14 protein-coding genes are annotated in these 17,743 nt (G+C 29.8%); 2 read left to right on the forward strand and 12 right to left on the reverse strand.

All coding sequences use genetic code 11. The features are described from left to right. Positions 1–12 precede the first annotated feature (12 nt). The 3 genes from CLPUN_RS06440 to CLPUN_RS06450 all read right to left on the reverse strand — a co-directional run bounded on the left by CLPUN_RS06440 (position 13) and on the right by CLPUN_RS06450 (position 4,484). Positions 13–2,703 (reverse strand): sigma-54-dependent transcriptional regulator, encoded by a 2,691-nt coding sequence (locus CLPUN_RS06440; protein WP_077846496.1) that lies wholly within the window; start codon positions 2,701–2,703, stop codon positions 13–15. 729 nt (positions 2,704–3,432) lie between these two features. Continuing rightward, a complete protein-coding gene (locus CLPUN_RS06445; protein WP_077846497.1) occupies positions 3,433–3,753 on the reverse strand; it encodes an AzlD domain-containing protein in 321 nt (106 codons plus the stop codon). Beyond that, entirely contained in the window at positions 3,750–4,484 is a 735-nt protein-coding gene (locus tag CLPUN_RS06450) for an AzlC family ABC transporter permease (protein WP_077846498.1), read from the reverse strand. Before CLPUN_RS06450 ends, CLPUN_RS06445 begins: the two co-directional genes overlap by 4 nt. Positions 4,485–4,604: 120 nt before the next feature. On the opposite strand from CLPUN_RS06450, the gene CLPUN_RS06455 reads away from it, so the two are divergent. After that, positions 4,605–5,156, forward strand: a complete 552-nt coding sequence (locus tag CLPUN_RS06455) for a helix-turn-helix domain-containing protein (RefSeq protein WP_077846499.1) — start codon at positions 4,605–4,607, stop codon at positions 5,154–5,156. On the opposite strand, the gene CLPUN_RS06460 is transcribed toward CLPUN_RS06455, so the two are convergent. Together CLPUN_RS06460 and CLPUN_RS06465 are read right to left on the reverse strand one after the other, a co-directional pair. Then, positions 5,148–5,513: a DUF1304 domain-containing protein gene (locus tag CLPUN_RS06460; RefSeq protein WP_077846500.1), complete on the reverse strand. Its 366-nt coding sequence runs from the start codon at positions 5,511–5,513 to the stop codon at positions 5,148–5,150. The two genes, CLPUN_RS06455 and CLPUN_RS06460, sit on opposite strands and share 9 nt — an antisense overlap. Positions 5,514–5,615: 102 nt before the next feature. Next, positions 5,616–8,186 carry an MBL fold metallo-hydrolase gene (locus tag CLPUN_RS06465; RefSeq protein WP_077846501.1) on the reverse strand — a complete coding sequence of 857 codons (2,571 nt, stop codon included), beginning with the start codon at positions 8,184–8,186 and terminating at the stop codon, positions 5,616–5,618. Between the two features lie 465 nt (positions 8,187–8,651). Here CLPUN_RS06465 and gdhA point away from each other — a divergent pair, with 465 nt between their 5' ends. Further along, positions 8,652–9,995, forward strand: coding sequence for an NADP-specific glutamate dehydrogenase (gene gdhA / locus CLPUN_RS06470; RefSeq protein ID WP_077846502.1), 1,344 nt, complete (start codon positions 8,652–8,654; stop codon positions 9,993–9,995). 157 nt (positions 9,996–10,152) lie between these two features. Here the strand turns inward: gdhA and CLPUN_RS06475 are convergent, their stop codons facing one another. The 7 genes from CLPUN_RS06475 to cysT all read right to left on the reverse strand — a co-directional run bounded on the left by CLPUN_RS06475 (position 10,153) and on the right by cysT (position 17,612). After that, positions 10,153–11,844 (reverse strand): sulfate adenylyltransferase subunit 1, encoded by a 1,692-nt coding sequence (locus tag CLPUN_RS06475; RefSeq protein WP_077846503.1) that lies wholly within the window; start codon positions 11,842–11,844, stop codon positions 10,153–10,155. Between the two features lies 1 nt (position 11,845). Next, positions 11,846–12,745, reverse strand: a complete 900-nt coding sequence (gene cysD, locus CLPUN_RS06480; RefSeq protein ID WP_077846504.1) for a sulfate adenylyltransferase subunit CysD — start codon at positions 12,743–12,745, stop codon at positions 11,846–11,848. Positions 12,746–12,834: 89 nt separating this feature from the next. Continuing rightward, positions 12,835–13,152 (reverse strand): 4Fe-4S dicluster domain-containing protein, encoded by a 318-nt coding sequence (locus tag CLPUN_RS06485; RefSeq protein WP_077846505.1) that lies wholly within the window; start codon positions 13,150–13,152, stop codon positions 12,835–12,837. After that, positions 13,136–14,842: an adenylyl-sulfate reductase subunit alpha gene (locus tag CLPUN_RS06490; protein WP_077846506.1), complete on the reverse strand. Its 1,707-nt coding sequence runs from the start codon at positions 14,840–14,842 to the stop codon at positions 13,136–13,138. Before CLPUN_RS06490 ends, CLPUN_RS06485 begins: the two co-directional genes overlap by 17 nt. Before the next feature lie 31 nt (positions 14,843–14,873). Beyond that, positions 14,874–15,941, reverse strand: coding sequence for a sulfate/molybdate ABC transporter ATP-binding protein (locus CLPUN_RS06495; protein ID WP_077846507.1), 1,068 nt, complete (start codon positions 15,939–15,941; stop codon positions 14,874–14,876). 3 nt (positions 15,942–15,944) lie between these two features. Then, positions 15,945–16,775: a sulfate ABC transporter permease subunit CysW gene (cysW, locus tag CLPUN_RS06500; protein WP_077846508.1), complete on the reverse strand. Its 831-nt coding sequence runs from the start codon at positions 16,773–16,775 to the stop codon at positions 15,945–15,947. A gap of 12 nt (positions 16,776–16,787) precedes the next feature. Further along, the gene (gene cysT / locus CLPUN_RS06505) at positions 16,788–17,612 is read right to left on the reverse strand and encodes a sulfate ABC transporter permease subunit CysT (RefSeq protein ID WP_077846509.1); all 825 of its coding nucleotides are present in this window, start codon (positions 17,610–17,612) and stop codon (positions 16,788–16,790) included. Positions 17,613–17,743: the final 131 nt, after the last annotated feature.

A 17,743-nucleotide genomic window follows, 5' to 3' on the forward strand; every position in this document is an offset into this window, starting at 1 on the left:
CAACAATGTGCTTTATTTTTTTCTACTCTTCATAGTAAATAAATTCATAAGGTAACATATTTCATCATCTGAAATATAAATTGTATACTTAGTATTTAACCTTGAACATTCACTCTTTATTACTCTATATAATTCTGAATTTTCTTTTATACATGCATCTATATTTGCATATGTATCTATCACTCCATTACCACATAATCTATCAATCATTATTGCCATATGAAGAGTTATTCCTATAATTGCATTTGATGTTAATTTTATATTCAGTAACTTAGTAACTGTTGTAGTGAATCTCCTTATATCGCTAAGAACTACTTTCCCTTCAATATTCTTTAACTGATGATCTAAAGTTTCTTCCATCTTAGTATAAACTTTTTCTCTATTTATTAAGTCTTGTATGTTTTCTATACAATTACCTTCAATTACATCATTTAAGTTATATTGCGGGTAATCACTTTCCAACTCAAAAGGACTAACTAAACAAAGTATTTCGTATTTATTTGATAATTTATCTAACCTGCTGTATATGCTTTCTTTTCCTATAAAATTAATAGAAGCAATTTCTAGAAAATTATTTTCAAATTTGAGTGTTTTCTCTAGCAATACTTTCATTGTTTTAGCACTTCCTTCACCAGTAGTGCATACTGTTACAATTGCTAGTTTTCTTTTTTCAAATGCCTCTGGAATATAATCTAATATATTATTATCATACAAATTATTTACCTCTAAGGTATCTCTATATATTTCATCTAAGGTATACCCAATCATAGCTTTTCTAGTTGCTTCAATGCAATGTAAAGTACTTACTAATGGAATTGTCCTTGTCTTTAATTTAAATTCTTTTTCTATTTCTCTACCAAATGTAACCAAAGATCCCATATCCACTAAGAATAAAATATCTGATTTAATTTTATCTTCCCTTATATAATCCTTAGTCTTCTCTAATATGACCTGTGGCTTTTCTTCTATTGGTGCATTTATTCCCTTTGCATATTGTGTTCCTAAAAGTCCATTTACTGCATTAGCCATGCATGTAGCAGTTCCTTCACCGTGAGCAATAATTATTACATTTACATTACTATGTTTGTTTTTAATTTTTTCATTATTGTAAATTAGAAACATAGTTATAAATCCAGCTTCATCAATAGGAACCTCTCTATCTATTAACTGTTCTATTATCTTTAAGGCATCTATTGCAATATTAAATTCTTTATTATACTCTTTTCTTATTTTATTTAACTTTGGATTTTCAATTTTTTTATTTTTTTTAATTCTATCTATAGAATTACTTATGTGAACTGCTAAACCATAGTGTATTTGTTTATCAAGTTCTCTTTTTAATTCTGCTTCGCAAAATTTTATCACCTTTTTTATTATACCCATAATATATGGTTCTATAATATTCTCTAAATTCGTGGAATTTACTTTATTATGGAACTTAATCATATAATTTTTAAAATACTCTTCTATATCGCTTTCCATTTCTTCTTCAAATTGTTTACCGTTAATACCTTTTGCTTTAAGCTCCCTAGTTTTAGCTTCTAACATCTCATAAATATTTCCATCATGTTCTTTTTCTTCAAAAATCATTTGTTTTTCGTCTTTATCAAAAACGCAGTATCTATTATTTATATCAATTAATTTATTCCATAGTTGTCTATGCTCAACTTCTTTATATAACCCTTCTCTTATATACGGTTGTATTTCTAAACTGCTTATTCTTATATCATCTTTTCTATTAGAAAGAAATTCCGCATATGCTTTAGCACAAGTAAGCTGAATATCAGACTTTAACTGCCCTATATTATTGGGGCAGTCATAAGACAAAAAGGCTTTTAATGAATTTACAGATACTTTAATACTTTTCCCTAAACGTCCAGACTCTTCAATCATGAATTGTTTTATAAGATTAAATCTTTCTTCCATCCCTCTATTCCTTAAAGCTGGTATGTTTATTACCATTGGAATTCTTCTGGTGAAGGTTTGAAGTAAAGTTGTGTTTGGGTCTTCAGTTGTAGCTGTTATTATAAGTACATTTGCACTTCTTTCACTATCAGTTTCCCCAAGTTTTCTGTATACTCCCCTATCCATAAATGTAAAAAACATTTCCTGCCCTTCTGCTGGCAGTCTATGAACTTCATCTAAAAATAAAATTCCACCATCAGCTTTTTCTAAAAGACCTTCTTTATCAAAATCAGCACCTGTATATGCACCTTTTTTTACTCCAAACAATTGTCCAAGCAATAATTGAGGATTATTAGCATAATCCGCACAATTAAAGGTTATAAAAGGACTATCCTTTAGTTTTACATTCATTTCAACTGCATACTTATATATTAATCCTGCAAAAGTAGACTTACCAACACCAGTTTCCCCAAGAAGCAATATATTCATTCCATTAGGCGGATATAATATCGCTGCTTTAGCTTGTTCTATTGCTGAATATAAACTTGGATTAGCTTCTGAAAATTTATTTATCATTGATATCCTAGATTCAACATTATCTTCTTTAGCTGCTATAAATAAGGTTGGTTTCCCTTTTACCTTAATAGCCTTTCCTTCGCTTACTAACTTATTTAAATCATTGCTTACATTACCTCTAATAAGCTTTAAATCTTCTGCAATTTCAGTAGCCGAGCATCCCTTTGGATTTGCACTAGTTTTCTCTTTAAGCTTCATACGAATTAATTCAATTCTCTTCATAAATCAATTCCTTCTTTCTTAACTTCATTCTTATCTAATTGTAAATACTGTTTTTCATTGGCAAGTAATATATAAATTTTATCCTTAAATATTAATATACATTCATACTTTCACCTATATTAAACATCTTTTCTAATAAATACTTTTCAATATTGAATATAGATATAAATCATTCTTTTGCAATCTTAAGATTATTCATTACTAGCAAATCTCACTAAAGTATAATTCACTCCTTAATATTTATTTTTCAATAACTTCATATTTTTACTTTAAGATCGATTATATCATAATATCAAGTATAATTAGTATGTTATTCTTGCTACATGACTTGTAAAAATAGCTCAGTTTAAGCAAGCAATTTCTAGGGCTTAACTTATTCACAGTAATTTCTAGTACATATTAAAACAATTAATAAATTATAATTGATTTCTTTATACTCCTTGCAATAACAAATGAATAACCATAATATTATTTTCTCCTTAGAATCTATATAACAACATATCCTCTGTTCATAAAGTATAATGCGAATTATCAAACTGTGGTATTATAAATATAAAAATAACCAACAAAAATCTAACTTTTAGATTTTTGTTGGTTTCATGGTAGATGCAGAATACACCTAGCCAATATTTTATTATCCTATATCAGTAAATTTCACATTCATTTATTATATATAGTTCCATCTTAATAATCCTAACACTCCATAATCTCTACATAAATCGTTCACGTTCAAAATAAAAACCTCAATATAGCAATTGATAGTATTCCAACAATAACTGTCAATAATAAATTATTCTTTTTGAGAGCAATTAATACTGTAGGTATTACCGCAATTAACTCTAAAGAATTACCTTCAATTGAAATTTTATCGTTAACAGTAAGAAGTTCTACTGCTATTAATGCAGCTAATATTGATATTGGTATGTATGTTAAAAATTCTTCAATCTTTTTATTTAATTTTATTTTTGATAATACTGTTATAGGCAGCACCCTAGGAAGTATAGTAACAATGCATCCTCCTATAATAACACACCAAACATATAAATTCATTCTTTAATCACCACCCCGATTAATGCTCCAACAATTGCTGCTATAATAATTCCAGCACTAGTTGAAACTATTTGTGTACTTAATATTAAAGTTATAATAGAAGTAATGATAATCATTATAGCTTTATTGGTTTTTAAACTCCCCTTTATAGATGAAATTATTAATCCTATAAACATAGCTGTTAATGCAAAATCTAATCCAAACACTTTATAATCAGGTATAATACTTCCAAGCATTACTCCAATTCCTGTAGCTATAATCCAATTTAAATATGCAGTAATATTTAATCCAAGCATCCAAAAATAATTAATCTTTTTTCTATTAACCCCTTCTGCTGCTGCAACTAAAAAAGTTTCATCAGTCAAAAGAACTCCTATAGATAAATTTTTCATGAATGAATTTTTCTTAAAATATGGTGCTAGTGCTGCACTCATAAATAGGTGTCTGAAATTAACAAAGAAAATAGTAGCTATTATACTTACTATCGATGCATTTGATAATATCATACTTGATGCAATAAATTGAGCTGATCCTGCATAAACAAAAATACTCATTCCTATTGCTTCTGCAAAAGTTAATCCACAAGATTTTGATAAAATTCCACAAGCAAAACCTATGCTAAGATATCCAAATATGGTTGGTATACAAGCTTTTATTCCTTGTATAAAATAATAAGTATTTGTTTTTTCCTTTGTTTCTAAAGGTTTCTGTGTTCTTTCTTCTACTTCCATAAATTTGCCCCCTTGATTGTTTATCCCCAAAATCGTAATATATAATATATGTATTGTACGTAATACTTTCCACATGTTATATGTTACGTTTGTACGTTATATTTGTCAAGGAGTGAAAATATGAATTTGAATAATATTATTGCCGAAAATCTAAAAAGATTAAGAACTGAAAGACAATTAAGTTTAAGTAAACTTTCCGAAATATGTGGTGTTAGCAAAGTTATGCTAGGACAAATTGAACGTGGAGAATCAAACCCAACTATTAATACAATCTGGAAGATAGCTACAGGTCTTAAAATCCCATATACACACCTTATTGATGAACCACTAGAAAGTGATGTTTGTATCAAAAAAGAAGATGCTAAAGAACAAGTTGCTCTTGATGGCAAATACAGAGTGTACTGCTACTTTACCAGTCATGCAAACAGAAATTTCGAACTATTTAATGTTGAATTAGATGCTGATTGTACCTACGAATCACGCTCTCATGGTGAAAAAACTCAAGAATATATTATCGTAAATAATGGTCAATTATCCTTAGATGTTAATGGGACAAAACATATTTTAAATGTTGGGGATTCAATAGTTTTTGATTCTTCAAAACCCCATTCTTATTCTAATTTAAGTGATCAAATGATAAAAATGACAATAATTAATTACTATTTAATATAAAAATAGCAAAATCAACATAGTTATTAATGCTGGCATACCTTGTTTTATAAAAATTGATTTTGAAGCTGTTATTGCTCCATAAGCGGCTGCAACTATTACACAGCCTAAGAAAAAAGCAGCTATATTTTTAGACCAAATTGGATCACCAATTAATAATGACCAAATAAGACCTGCTGATAAAAAGCCATTATAGAGCCCTTGATTTGCTGCTAAAGCCTTCGTTTTTGGAAATAACTCTTTAGGTAATGATTTGAAAGTAGAAACTCCTTTTGTAGTCCATGCAAACATTTCTATCCATAATATATATATGTGCTCAAGTGCAACAATCCCAATTAATATTTTTAAAATAAATTCCATTTTATTTCCCCCTAAATAATAATATATAATAATTAATACTAATTATTATATATTATTATTTTCTAAGAAACAACTATGCCCAATTTTATTCTAACCATTATTTTAATTAATTACCAATCTGCATCCTGTAATTTTTTCAAATTCTTCTTTAATTCCTTCAAAACTTTCTTCACCATTTATAATATTTAAAGAAATAGTCATATTACCTGGATTATACGATGGATTTTTCTTTAAACCTACATCATTTTTATCACATAAAAGTTTTGCAATATTAAATAATTCATTTTGATTTACTTTATCTGCTACTGCAATGCTCCAGCCTGTTTCATAAGAAATATGTCCTAATTTTTCTTCAAATTTCTGCCCTATTTTAGGTGATATAAATACAAGTTCAATATATTTTCCCTTTTCATTGGTCTTTACACTTTTTTTATAAGGTTTATATTCTTCATTTTCAAAAGCTTTGTCAATTAAACTTATAGCTACATTTTGTTCTACAACTTTAACACCTTCAACTTCAAAATATAACTTATCACTACTCATACCATTATTAACTGCTAGGCTTCCTTCTTCTACTATGCATAACTTCCAACCTGTTTTCTCTTCAAATACTTTGCTTTTATTTCCTTCATCTATATTTTTACCATTAAGAAATACGCTAACAGAAAATTTCTCTGGATAAAAAGATATTTTTTTAATCCTTGTAGGCTCTATTAATTTTTTAATAAGCAGCTCTGCAGAACTATTATTTATTTTCTCATTCATATTTGTTCTCCACTCGGTTTCCTTATAAAAATCCTGCATAATATTCTTAATAGATGGATCTACTCCTTGAGGAAAATCAAAATTCAATATAATTTCCTTTTTATCTAGCATTATACTAATTTTTTTATAATCAAATTCTTTAAATTTCTCTTCTGCAAGGCTCATAAGTTTTTGTTGCGTTAATTCCTTCGGTTTTAAGTCTTCCTTTATATCATCTTCTGTTCTTGCTTTAAATAAAAAGAGCCTTTTTAAATCACTTTCAAAATATATGCTATTTATAATAACAGTTTTAAAATTAATAATATTATTAGACCAACTATTAATTTCACTATTCTTTTCTGTATTATGTTCTATTTCTGAATTTTGTGAAACTCCAAAATTATTTTCACCACTCCACACATATAGCAATTCTTCAATAGTTAAAAGCTTGTTATTATATTTTTCATAAACAAATTCCTGTAATTCCTTTACGTTTTCTTCACTTAATTGTTCTTTTCTATTTAAGGAATATGGAAAATTTTTATTTAACTGCTTTCTTGGATTTCTAATATTTATAGTGATTTCCTCTCCACAAGCTGGTGTAAAAGTTCTTCCTATAAATTCATTTGAAATTTCTTTTCCAAGACTTTTTATAACCTCTTCATTTCCATGAACTAATATAATGTTTCTAGGTGATATTCTTTCTAGAACGCCTTTTATTTCGTTTTTATCAGCATGGGCAGATAATCCAACTTTTTTAACCTTGCATTTAACTGGAATATTGAGACTATTTATATTTAAATATCTATCACTATCTTCATCTGCTTCTAAAAGCTCTAAAATCTTTCTGCCTGGCGATTCTTCATCTTGATATCCTGTTATTACAATATATCCATTTTCCATAGGCGCTATTTTTTCTGCATAAAATGCACTTGGTCCTCCAGTCAGCATCCCTGAACTTGATATTATAACTGCTGGTTCCTTTTGATTTAATATTTCTTCTCTATTGTCAGTTCCCTTAATTTCAATTATGTTATCATCATAAAAAGGACTTAATCCTCTTAATATCTTTTTACCAAGAAAATTTTTTAAATATAATGGATTATTTTTATATACTCTATTTATATCTCTCACCATTCCATCAATATAAACCTTAACATTCTTCAAACTTCCCTTATTCATCGCACTCTTTAATATGAGTATTACTTCTTGCGCTCTTCCTAAAGCAAAGGCCGGAATTATCATCTTACCATTGTTTTCTATACATTCATTTACCGCTTCAATTAGATTTCTTTCTTCTATTTCACGATTAGAATGAAGTCTATCTCCATATGTAGATTCAACTATTGCTACATCTGGTCTTAATTTAGGCAATTTTGCCCCTTCAACAGTTCTTTGCGAAAACACTGAAAAATCCCCTGAATAAAATACAGCCCCCTCTGGACTTTGTAGATAAACACAGCTTGCTCCAGCTATATGGCCTGCATTATAAAATGTAATAAACATATCTTCAAATATAGGAAATTTCACTTCATAATTTATCGTAAATATTCTATTTAGTGTGTTTTCCACATCAATCTCAGCATATAAAGGTATTTCTGCATCTCTATGGTTCATTATTTTTAAGCTGTCATATAACAAAACTTTAACTAAATCCTTTGTCATATTATTCATATATATTTTAGCATTGGGATATTCTTTGCTTATAATAGGTAAACATCCTATATGGTCTAAATGAGCATGACTTATAATTATTGCATCTAATCCTCCATAAGTTTGAACATCTCTAAAATTAGGAATACTATCTTTATTCGCACTTTGCCTAATCCCAGCATCAAATAATATATTTTTCCCATTAATCTTTATTAAAATAGAGCTTCCTCCAACTTCCAAAGCTCCTCCTAAAAAATCTATGTTAATAACTATCAACTCCCCATTCTTTTATGGAATTTTCTATTTTTATATATATAAGTTCTAATTAAGAAAGTTCATAATTTAGTTGGTTGTCTTATCCAATCACTCTAATATAGAAATTAAATCTTAATGAACAAAATTTTTTAGAACATATATATAAGTTTCAAATAAACTATATAAATATGTATAATGTATGAAATCAATTAGAACTTATATAAATATGTTAAAATTAAATTTCTTATCTACAAATAACATTTTCCCTTAAATTTATATATTACTCATTTTATCACATTTAATTTATTATTAGTGATAATTTAATTAATACGTTTTTCACTTTATTATAGTAATTATGAATTTTTAGAATAAAAATTTTTTTACAATTCTTAATAAAATGTAAAGAATTTTTCATTTTATTAAAATTTCTTGTTTTATATTATATAATATTAAAGTACAGCAACAAGAAATAAGGAGATGTATATAATGAACGGTAAAGAATATGTTTCAACTGTCTTAAAAAAAGTAAAAGAGAGTAATCCAGCAGAAAAAGAATTTTTAGATGCAGTAACGGAAGTTCTCAATTCTTTAATTCCAATTTTCAATAAGAACTCTAAATTTATAGAAGCTGGATTATTAGAAAGAATAGTTGAACCAGAAAGACAAATTATTTTTAGAGTTCCATGGATAGATGATAATGGCAATGTACAAGTAAACAGAGGATTTAGAGTTCAATTTAATAGTGCCATAGGACCATATAAAGGTGGATTAAGATTCCATCCATCAGTAAACTTAAGTATCATTAAATTTCTGGGGTTTGAGCAAATATTCAAAAATTCTTTAACTGGACTGCCTATTGGCGGGGGTAAAGGTGGTTCCGATTTTGACCCTAAGGGAAAATCTGATAATGAAATAATGAAATTCTGTCAAAGCTTTATGGCGGAATTATATAGATATATAGGATCAGATACAGATGTCCCAGCTGGTGATATCGGTGTTGGTGCAAGAGAACTTGGCTACCTTTATGGATATTATAAGAAAATAAGAGCATTAAATGAAGGTGTTTTAACAGGAAAAGGCCTAACTTATGGCGGAAGTTTAGCAAGAACTGAAGCTACTGGTTATGGTTTAATATACTTTACTGAAGAAATGCTTAATGATAATGGAGACAGCTTTAAAGATAAAACTGTTGTAATTTCCGGTTCAGGCAACGTTGCTATTTATGCTACACAAAAAGCTCAAGAATTAGGTGCTAAAGTAGTTGCTTTATGTGATTCTAATGGATACATCTATGATGCTGATGGAATTAAACTAGATGTAGTTAAAGACATAAAAGAAGTCCGAAGAGCAAGAATAAGCGAATACGTTAACGCAGTTCCAACTGCTGAATATCACAAAAGCTGTAAAGGAATTTGGACTATAAAATGTGATATAGCTCTTCCATGCGCAACTCAAGGTGAAATAGATGCTAAAAGTGCTAAAATCTTAGTTGAAAATGGAGTTAAAGTTGTTTCAGAAGGTGCAAACATGCCTTCAACTCTTGATGCAATTAAAATCTTCCAATCAAGCAATGTATTATTCGGTCCAGCTAAAGCAGCTAATGCAGGCGGAGTTGCTTGTTCAGCCCTTGAAATGTCACAAAACAGCATTAGATTATCATGGACATTTGAAGAAGTAGACGAAAAGCTTAAACATATAATGAAAAATATTTATCATAACTCTAAAAATGCTGCTATAGAATATGGTTATGAAGGTAATATATTAGTGGGTTGTAACATAGCTGGATTTATGAAAGTTGCCGAAGCTATGATAGCACAAGGAATTGTGTAGTTTTGTAATTTTTGCAATCTATTAACAGAAATAAATGAATCGATATCATCTGAAAATCTCGATTCATTTATTTTTTATAAAAAGTTGTCTACAGCCACTGTTTTTCATCTGTAATGCTTATTATATTTGCTGCAGCTTTAATTGTTAATTATATATTCTAGTTAGTGCTATGAAAAACTACTTTTCTATAAGTTTCAAACCTAACCCACTTATTTAAGAAATCTCCTTGAGATTTTTCATCAATTTCCTTATATTCATTTAAGAACTTTATAACTTCTTCATCACAATTTACCTTTACTTCAAATCCTCTACCATTAATAATTGGAACTCCTTTATACTTATAATCATCTATTGATTTTATATTAATAATTTTCTTATCACGCACTTCAATTGCTACCTTATCACGAAGAATTAATAAATCAAAATTCTCTGGATATTCGTAACTATCACCTTTTACTGGAAGCTCATCACCTACAGTATAAGTTTGTTCTTCTGGCTTATATTTGAATATTGATAAAGTTTCTGTATCATAATAGAATTCTTCAAAAATATCTCCTCTTGCTCTCAATTGATTATACTCAAAACAGAATTTTCCATTTTTAATATCATTATTATCATAAATTTCTTCTATAACACCACAAGCTGATGTCATATTTGTAATACGATCTATTAAAATTAGCTCTCCTAATGATTTATGTGCATCAAATTTATCAACTACAATCTTTTCAGAAAGTAAAATATCACATGCAGCTATCTCATTTTTTGTTAAAAAACTAGCTTTTAAATGCTTTCCTGTGTTTACATCAATTTTATACTTTACATCTGTAACAACACCAGTTAACATTTTAGTTCCTACTTTTACAAAATATTCTTTACCTGCTGTTAATTCCGAATCATCCATCCAAAGAATTTTTGCACTAAGTGATTTACTTGTTGCAATGTTTGCTCCTTTTGTAAGTACACAGCCTCTTGATACGTCTACTTCTTTATTCAGCTGTATTGTAACAGCCTGCCCTTGTCCCGCACTTTGTGATTCTTTATCTGTAATATGAATGCTTTTTACTAGAGCTTTTTCATTGCTAGGAAGTGTTGTAATTTCATCTCCTACAGAAATACTTCCAGCTTCAATCTCCCCTTGGAATCCTCTAAATGTATGATTGGGTCTACATACTCTTTGAACTGGCATATAGAAACCTGATTCTGACTTACTATCAATATCTACATTTTCTAGATGTGTTAATAGTGATTCTCCTTCATACCATAGAGTATTTTGTGACTTCTTTGTAACATTATCACCCTCTGTAGCTGATACTGGAATTATATAAACATTTTCTAATGAAAGTTCTTTTTCTAATTCTTTAATTTGATCTTCAATTTCTAGAAATCTTTCATGGCTGTACCCTACTAAATCCATTTTATTAACTGCAAATACAAAATGTTTTACCCCCATTAAAGAACAAATTCTTGCATGCCTTCTCGTTTGAACAAGTACACCTTGCTTTGCATCTAATAATATAATGGCAAGTTCTGCAAAAGATGCACCTACTGCCATATTTCTAGTATATTCTTCATGTCCTGGAGTATCTGCTACTATAAAACTTCTATTATCAGTTGTAAAATAACGATATGCAACATCTATTGTAATCCCTTGTTCACGCTCTGCCATTAAACCATCTAATAATAGAGAATAGTCTATCGCTCCTCCTCTGCTTCCAACCTTACTATCTAATTCTAAAGCTTTTTCCTGATCTGCATATAAAAGCTTTGAATCATATAAAATATGTCCAATAAGAGTAGATTTCCCGTCATCTACGCTACCGCATGTTATAAATTTTAATAAGCTCTTCATCTTAGAAATACCCCTCTCTCTTTCTTCTTTCCATACTACCTGCTGCTTCACTATCAATAACTCTAGTTGTTCTCTCAGATGATACGGCACTAAGGGTTTCCTCAATAATCGCATCTAAAGTAACTGCATCTGATTCAAAGCCACCTGTTAGTGGATAACATCCAAGTGTTCTGAATCGTATTTTCTTATGCTCAATCTTCTCACCTGGCAATAACTTCAATCTATCATCATCTACCATAATAATATTGCCATCACGAGAAATACATGGTCTTTCTTTTGCAAAATACAAAGGAACAATATCAATATTTTCACGTTTTATATACTGCCAAATATCATTTTCAGTCCAATTTGAAATTGGGAAAACTCTCATACTTTCACCTTTATTTATTTTAGTATTATAAAGTTTCCACATTTCTGGTCTCTGATTTTTAGGATCCCATGATTGTGCTTCATTTCTGAAAGAGAATATTCTTTCCTTTGCACGAGATTTTTCTTCATCACGACGTCCACCACCAAAGGCTGCTGTAAAACCATATTTACTTAATCCTTGTTTTAAAGCTTGTGTCTTCATAATATCAGTATACGCCGAACCATGGTCCAAAGGATTAATTCCTTGCCTTATACCGTCCTCATTTGAATGAACAATCATTTCTATTCCTAATTCTTTTGCTTTTCTATCACGAAATTCAACCATTTCTCTAAACTTCCATGTTGTATCAATATGCATGAAAGGGAATGGCGGCTTTTCAGGATAAAATGCCTTCATTGCAAGATGCAGCATAACTGAACTGTCTTTACCAATAGAATATAACATTACTGGTTTTTCACATTCTGCAGCTACTTCTCTAATAATATAAATTGCTTCTGCTTCTAATTTATCAAGATGTGATAATTCACTCATAATTAATCCTCCTATTATCCTAATTAAAAATTTCTAAAAATCATTAAAAATATTTAGAACGAAAATAATATTATTTTTCATTATGCTTATTAATATTGATTTGAATCCTTGCGATTTATATTAATTGAATGTTGTGTTCCATTACTTTCTTCAATTTTCCAATGCGCAAGATCATTTTCTAATTGAACTGTCAGTTTACTTCCTCTTCCGCCAATATCTGCTCCTAAATATAATGAAATTGAACTTGTAGGACATTCTTTTATGCAAGAAGAACAGCCCCAGCAATCTTTAGGATATTTAATATATACTTTCTTCCCATTTTCACTTGGTTTGATTAAACTTCCTGGACACACAGATAAACATTTTTTGCATCCAATGCATTTCTCTTTGTTAATTGCTATGCTCATAGACTTCACCTCTTCCTACTAAATCTCTATATACAATTGTAAGTTTTCCATCTACAAGCTTTGAATTCACATATTTAAGCCATTTATCACTTTTCTCTGGATAATCCAGATTCTCGGCAAAACTATGCCATCTAGTTTCTTTTCTTGCCTTTAAATGAGCAATCACAGATTTACAAATAGTAAGTCTCTCTTTTAATTCATATACAAACATCAGTTCATGCATATCTTCTGCATGTAAACTCTCACTTAATTTCTCAATCTGTTCAATTTTTTCAGCTGCCAGTTCTAGCTGCTTTTCATTAAACTGATAATTACTTCCTATTCCACCTGCATAGGTATCCATCACTTTTTGCATAGCTTCTTCTAGCTGTTCTTCATTAAAAATTTGCGTTTCAATATTCAATACTTTTTCAATTTCTTCTTTCTTTTTCTTTATAAGTAAATCTTCTTCAGCTTTTGATAATATAACATCACTTTTCTTATCGCTATCTATTGCTTCTATTGCTGCTTTTCCTGCAATTTCACCTTCTACCAATGCACCCGTTACATATTTTTGTGGACATCCACCAGCCACATCACCAGCTGCGAAAAGACCTTTTATTGTTGTTTCTCGTTTAGTACCAACCCAATATCCACTAGCAGTATGTCCTCCTACTATGTATGGTTCTGTTCCTTCAATTTCTACATTTTGTTCACTTGGATTTTTACCTGATTCTATCCATTTTAAAGTCTGACTAGGTGCCATGTTTAAATATGCCTTTTTAAGTTCCTCATCTTGAGCTGCATTAATACCTTCTGTTCTCAAATAACAAGGTCCTCTCCCCTCTTGGTTTTCCTTTACTGTTCCATAAACCCTTTCAGAGGTAGTTAATCCATATTTGGTTTCATATACTTCACCTTTTGCATTTACTTGCTTTGCTCCTACACCTTGTGCAATTGTGCCTGTAGGTGCTATAGTGTCTTTACATCTTAGAGCAATGAATCTCATTTCAAAAGTAGTCATTTCAGCTCCTGCTTTTATTCCCATAGCATATCCTGCTCCAGTATTAAAAGGAGGGTACCACATTTTATGTCTTGAAAAACCTGGATTGTTAGGTTTATATAAACCTGCTGCTCCACCTGTCGCACATATTACCTTCTTTGCTCTGATTTCATATAAAATTTCTTCTTCTGCTGAAACAGCAAAGGCTCCAAGTATATGATTATCTTTTACAATATAATCAATAACATTAACTTGATTCATAACTGTTACTTCTGGAAGCTTTTGGACTGCATTTGCTAAAATAGGCTTAATATTTTCGCCATTAATTTTTATATTCCTATTTCCTCTAGATACATATTCACCATTTTCATCTTTTAAAATGACAAGTCCTAAGTCTTCTAGCTTTTTTGTTACTTTATTTAACCCTTGTGACATTGTAAGTAATAGATCTTCACGTACAATATTATCTGCATCTTTTTTAGCATAATCCACATAATCTTCTGGAGTTCTTCCCTTTACTATATATGCATTGATTGCATTTACTCCTGCTGCCAAGCAGCCACTTCTTTTAATATTAGCTTTTTCAAGGATAAGTACGGATGCATTAGAATTTTCTCGTATTGTTAAGGCTGCATAACATCCAGCAGTACCTCCGCCAATAATTAATATGTCTGTCTCTAATTGTTTTACTTGAACCTTCTTACTCATAGTATATCTCCTTTTTTAAGGTCAATATTTACTAAATAAACACTGATGTTTCTTGTGATTTAATTTTATTTTGAACCACTTTTGCATTTTTATCGTTAAAAGTATAAACTCTATGAATTAAAACTAATACTTCATCATTAATATTAAGGGGTTCCTGTTCTAAACGTCTATAACCAATAAGTATTTGATTTCCAACCTGCACATCAATTTCAAGATTATTTCCTCTAAAAGCAATATCTTTTACAATTCCTTTTTCTGCTGCAAGCGGAGTTAATATTTCCTTGTCATTTTTAGCAATCTCTATAAACTCGGGACGTAATACAGCTTTAGTTTCTTCTAATTTTTCTTCAACCTCGAATCCTTTTAACTTAGTATAATCATCTATAAGGATTGATTCTCCAATAAATTGTGCAACAAAAGGAGTTTGAGGATTTTTGTAAATTTCAGCAGGACTTCCCTTTTGTTCTATTTGACCTTTATTAGTTATTATTATTTCATCTGCCACTTCCACAGCTTCATCTTGATCATGAGTTACAAAAATACTTGTTATACCTAATTTTGTTATAGTTTCCTTCAGCCATCTTCTAAGCTCTTTTCTTACTTTTGCATCTATAGCCGCAAAAGGCTCATCTAGCAATAATAATTGCGGGTTTGGTGCTAATGCTCTTGCAAAAGCTACACGCTGTCTTTGTCCACCTGATAGCTGACCTGGATACCTCTTTTCAAGCCCTTTAAGACCGATTAGTTCTATAAGTTCTGTAACCTTTTTATGTATATCCTGCTTTTGGGCTTTTTGTACCACAAGACCAAAGGCAATATTATCATAAACAGTCATATGACGAAATAAAGCATAATTTTGAAAAACGAACCCAATACCTCTTTTGCCTGGTTCTATATCATTAACTTTAATTCCATTAATGATAATGTCTCCTGAATCTGGAGTTTCAAGACCTGCAATCATCCTAAGTATTGTAGTTTTCCCACTTCCACTTGGCCCTAGAAGTCCAATTAGTTTACCTTGTTCTATTCCAAAATTAACATTATTTGATGCTTTAAAATCTCCGAAGTTCTTATTTATGTTTTTTAACTCCACATACATCTTCTAGCCCTCCTTTTTACTTTTCCATTCCACAATATTTCTTAAAATTAAAATAATAATTGCAATAATAACTAATATAGATGCAACTCCAAAAGCTGCTGAAAATTGATATTCGTTGTATAAAATTTCAATGTGTAATGGAAGAGTATTTGTCTTTCCTCTTATATGACCAGATACAACTGATACTGCTCCAAATTCACCCATAGCTCTTGCTGTGCAAAGTATTACTCCATAAATAAGCCCCCATTTAATATTAGGAAGTGTTATTTTTCTAAAGATCTGAAATCCACTAGCCCCCATCATAGCCGCTGCTTCTTCTTCATCTGTACCTTGAGCATTCATTAAGGGAATTATTTCTCTTGCTACAAAAGGAAAGGTTACAAATAAAGTGGCTAATATAATTCCTGGTGTTGCAAAAACTATCTTAATATCGGTTTGTTTTAAAATGTCTTCAAATAAACTTCCTCTTCCAAAAGTTAATACAAATATAAGACCTGCAATAACAGGTGAAATTGCAAACGGCAAATCAACTAATGCCCCTAATAAATTCTTACCTTTAAACTTAAACTTTGTAAGTGTCCATGCTATGCATATACCAAATATAGTATTCACAACAGTTGCTATTATTGTAGTAACAAATGTAAGATTCATAGCTTTCATAGTATATCCTTCTGAAATAGCTTTAACATAGGCATTAACTCCCTTTGCTAAGGCTTCAGAAATTATTGATATAAGTGGAATTATAAGCATTAATATAAGAAATAACGCACTAATAGCTATCAATCCATACTTAACAAATTTATTTTCACCCTTATTTATTAATGTTTTCGCCAATTTACTGTCACCTCATATCTTTTTCAATTTACTATTTCTCAGTTGAATTCCGTTTATGACAAACAATATTAAAAATGATGTTAATAACATGACTAATGCTATTGCTGTTGCGCCACTATAATCATATTGTTCAAGCTTTGACATAATTAAAAGTGGTGCTATTTCTGTTTTCATAGGTATATTACCTGCTATGAAAACAACGCTTCCATATTCACCAACTCCTCTTGCAAAAGCTAGTCCAAATCCAGTTAATAAAGGAGCGGATATCTCAGGAAATATAACTTTAAAAAATGTCCTTATTCTACTAGCTCCAAGCATTATTGCTGCTTCTTCATATTGATTATCCAAATCTTCTAGTACAGGTTGAATTGTTCGTACAACAAATGGAATTCCTATAAAAGTTAAAGCAATAACAATTCCTAAAATGGAAAACGATGATTTAATTCCAAAAGAATAAAGCATTTTTCCTATCCATCCATTTTGTGAATATAAAGTAGTAAGTGATATACCTGCAACAGCTGTAGGTAATGCAAAAGGTAAATCAATTATCCCGTCTAAAAACTTTTTAAATGGGAATTCATATCTTACCAAAACCCATGCTAATATTAATCCAAATATACTATTTATTATTGCTGCTATAAAAGCTGCTCCAAAACTAACCAAATATCCATGTAATACTCTTGCTTCCAATATGGTATTAAAAAATTTATCTATCCCCATTCCTGCTGATTTCATAATTAAAGTAGATAAAGGAATTAAGACAATAAGGCTTAAATAAACAAGGGAAAAACCCATCGTTAATTTAAAGCCCGGAATAACTCTTTTCGGTTTGCTCATATTTATCCTCCACTCTTTTTTGTTCATATATACCAAATCCTAATTTATTAAAGTAAATAAAAGTTTAATTTCTTCTTGCGTTTACGGGTAATATATACTTCTGATGGATAGTATTAATAATTTACAGTTAA

It is taken from the genome of Clostridium puniceum (assembly GCF_002006345.1).
GTDB lineage: Bacteria > Bacillota > Clostridia > Clostridiales > Clostridiaceae > Clostridium > Clostridium puniceum.

Bases quoted from the DNA above. Each gene is read 5' to 3' on its own strand.
- CLPUN_RS06445 (WP_077846497.1), bottom strand. From the start codon at position 3,753: ATGAATTTATATGTTTGGTGTGTTATTATAGGAGGATGCATTGTTACT.
- CLPUN_RS06460 (WP_077846500.1), bottom strand. From the start codon at position 5,513: ATGGAATTTATTTTAAAAATATTAATTGGGATTGTTGCACTTGAGCAC.
- cysT (WP_077846509.1), bottom strand. From the start codon at position 17,612: ATGAGCAAACCGAAAAGAGTTATTCCGGGCTTTAAATTAACGATGGGT.
- CLPUN_RS06440 (WP_077846496.1), bottom strand. From the start codon at position 2,703: ATGAAGAGAATTGAATTAATTCGTATGAAGCTTAAAGAGAAAACTAGT.
- CLPUN_RS06450 (WP_077846498.1), bottom strand. From the start codon at position 4,484: ATGGAAGTAGAAGAAAGAACACAGAAACCTTTAGAAACAAAGGAAAAA.
- cysD (WP_077846504.1), bottom strand. From the start codon at position 12,745: ATGAGTGAATTATCACATCTTGATAAATTAGAAGCAGAAGCAATTTAT.
- CLPUN_RS06490 (WP_077846506.1), bottom strand. From the start codon at position 14,842: ATGAGTAAGAAGGTTCAAGTAAAACAATTAGAGACAGACATATTAATT.
- CLPUN_RS06455 (WP_077846499.1), top strand. From the start codon at position 4,605: ATGAATTTGAATAATATTATTGCCGAAAATCTAAAAAGATTAAGAACT.
- gdhA (WP_077846502.1), top strand. From the start codon at position 8,652: ATGAACGGTAAAGAATATGTTTCAACTGTCTTAAAAAAAGTAAAAGAG.
- CLPUN_RS06475 (WP_077846503.1), bottom strand. From the start codon at position 11,844: ATGAAGAGCTTATTAAAATTTATAACATGCGGTAGCGTAGATGACGGG.
- CLPUN_RS06485 (WP_077846505.1), bottom strand. From the start codon at position 13,152: ATGAGCATAGCAATTAACAAAGAGAAATGCATTGGATGCAAAAAATGT.
- CLPUN_RS06495 (WP_077846507.1), bottom strand. From the start codon at position 15,941: ATGTATGTGGAGTTAAAAAACATAAATAAGAACTTCGGAGATTTTAAA.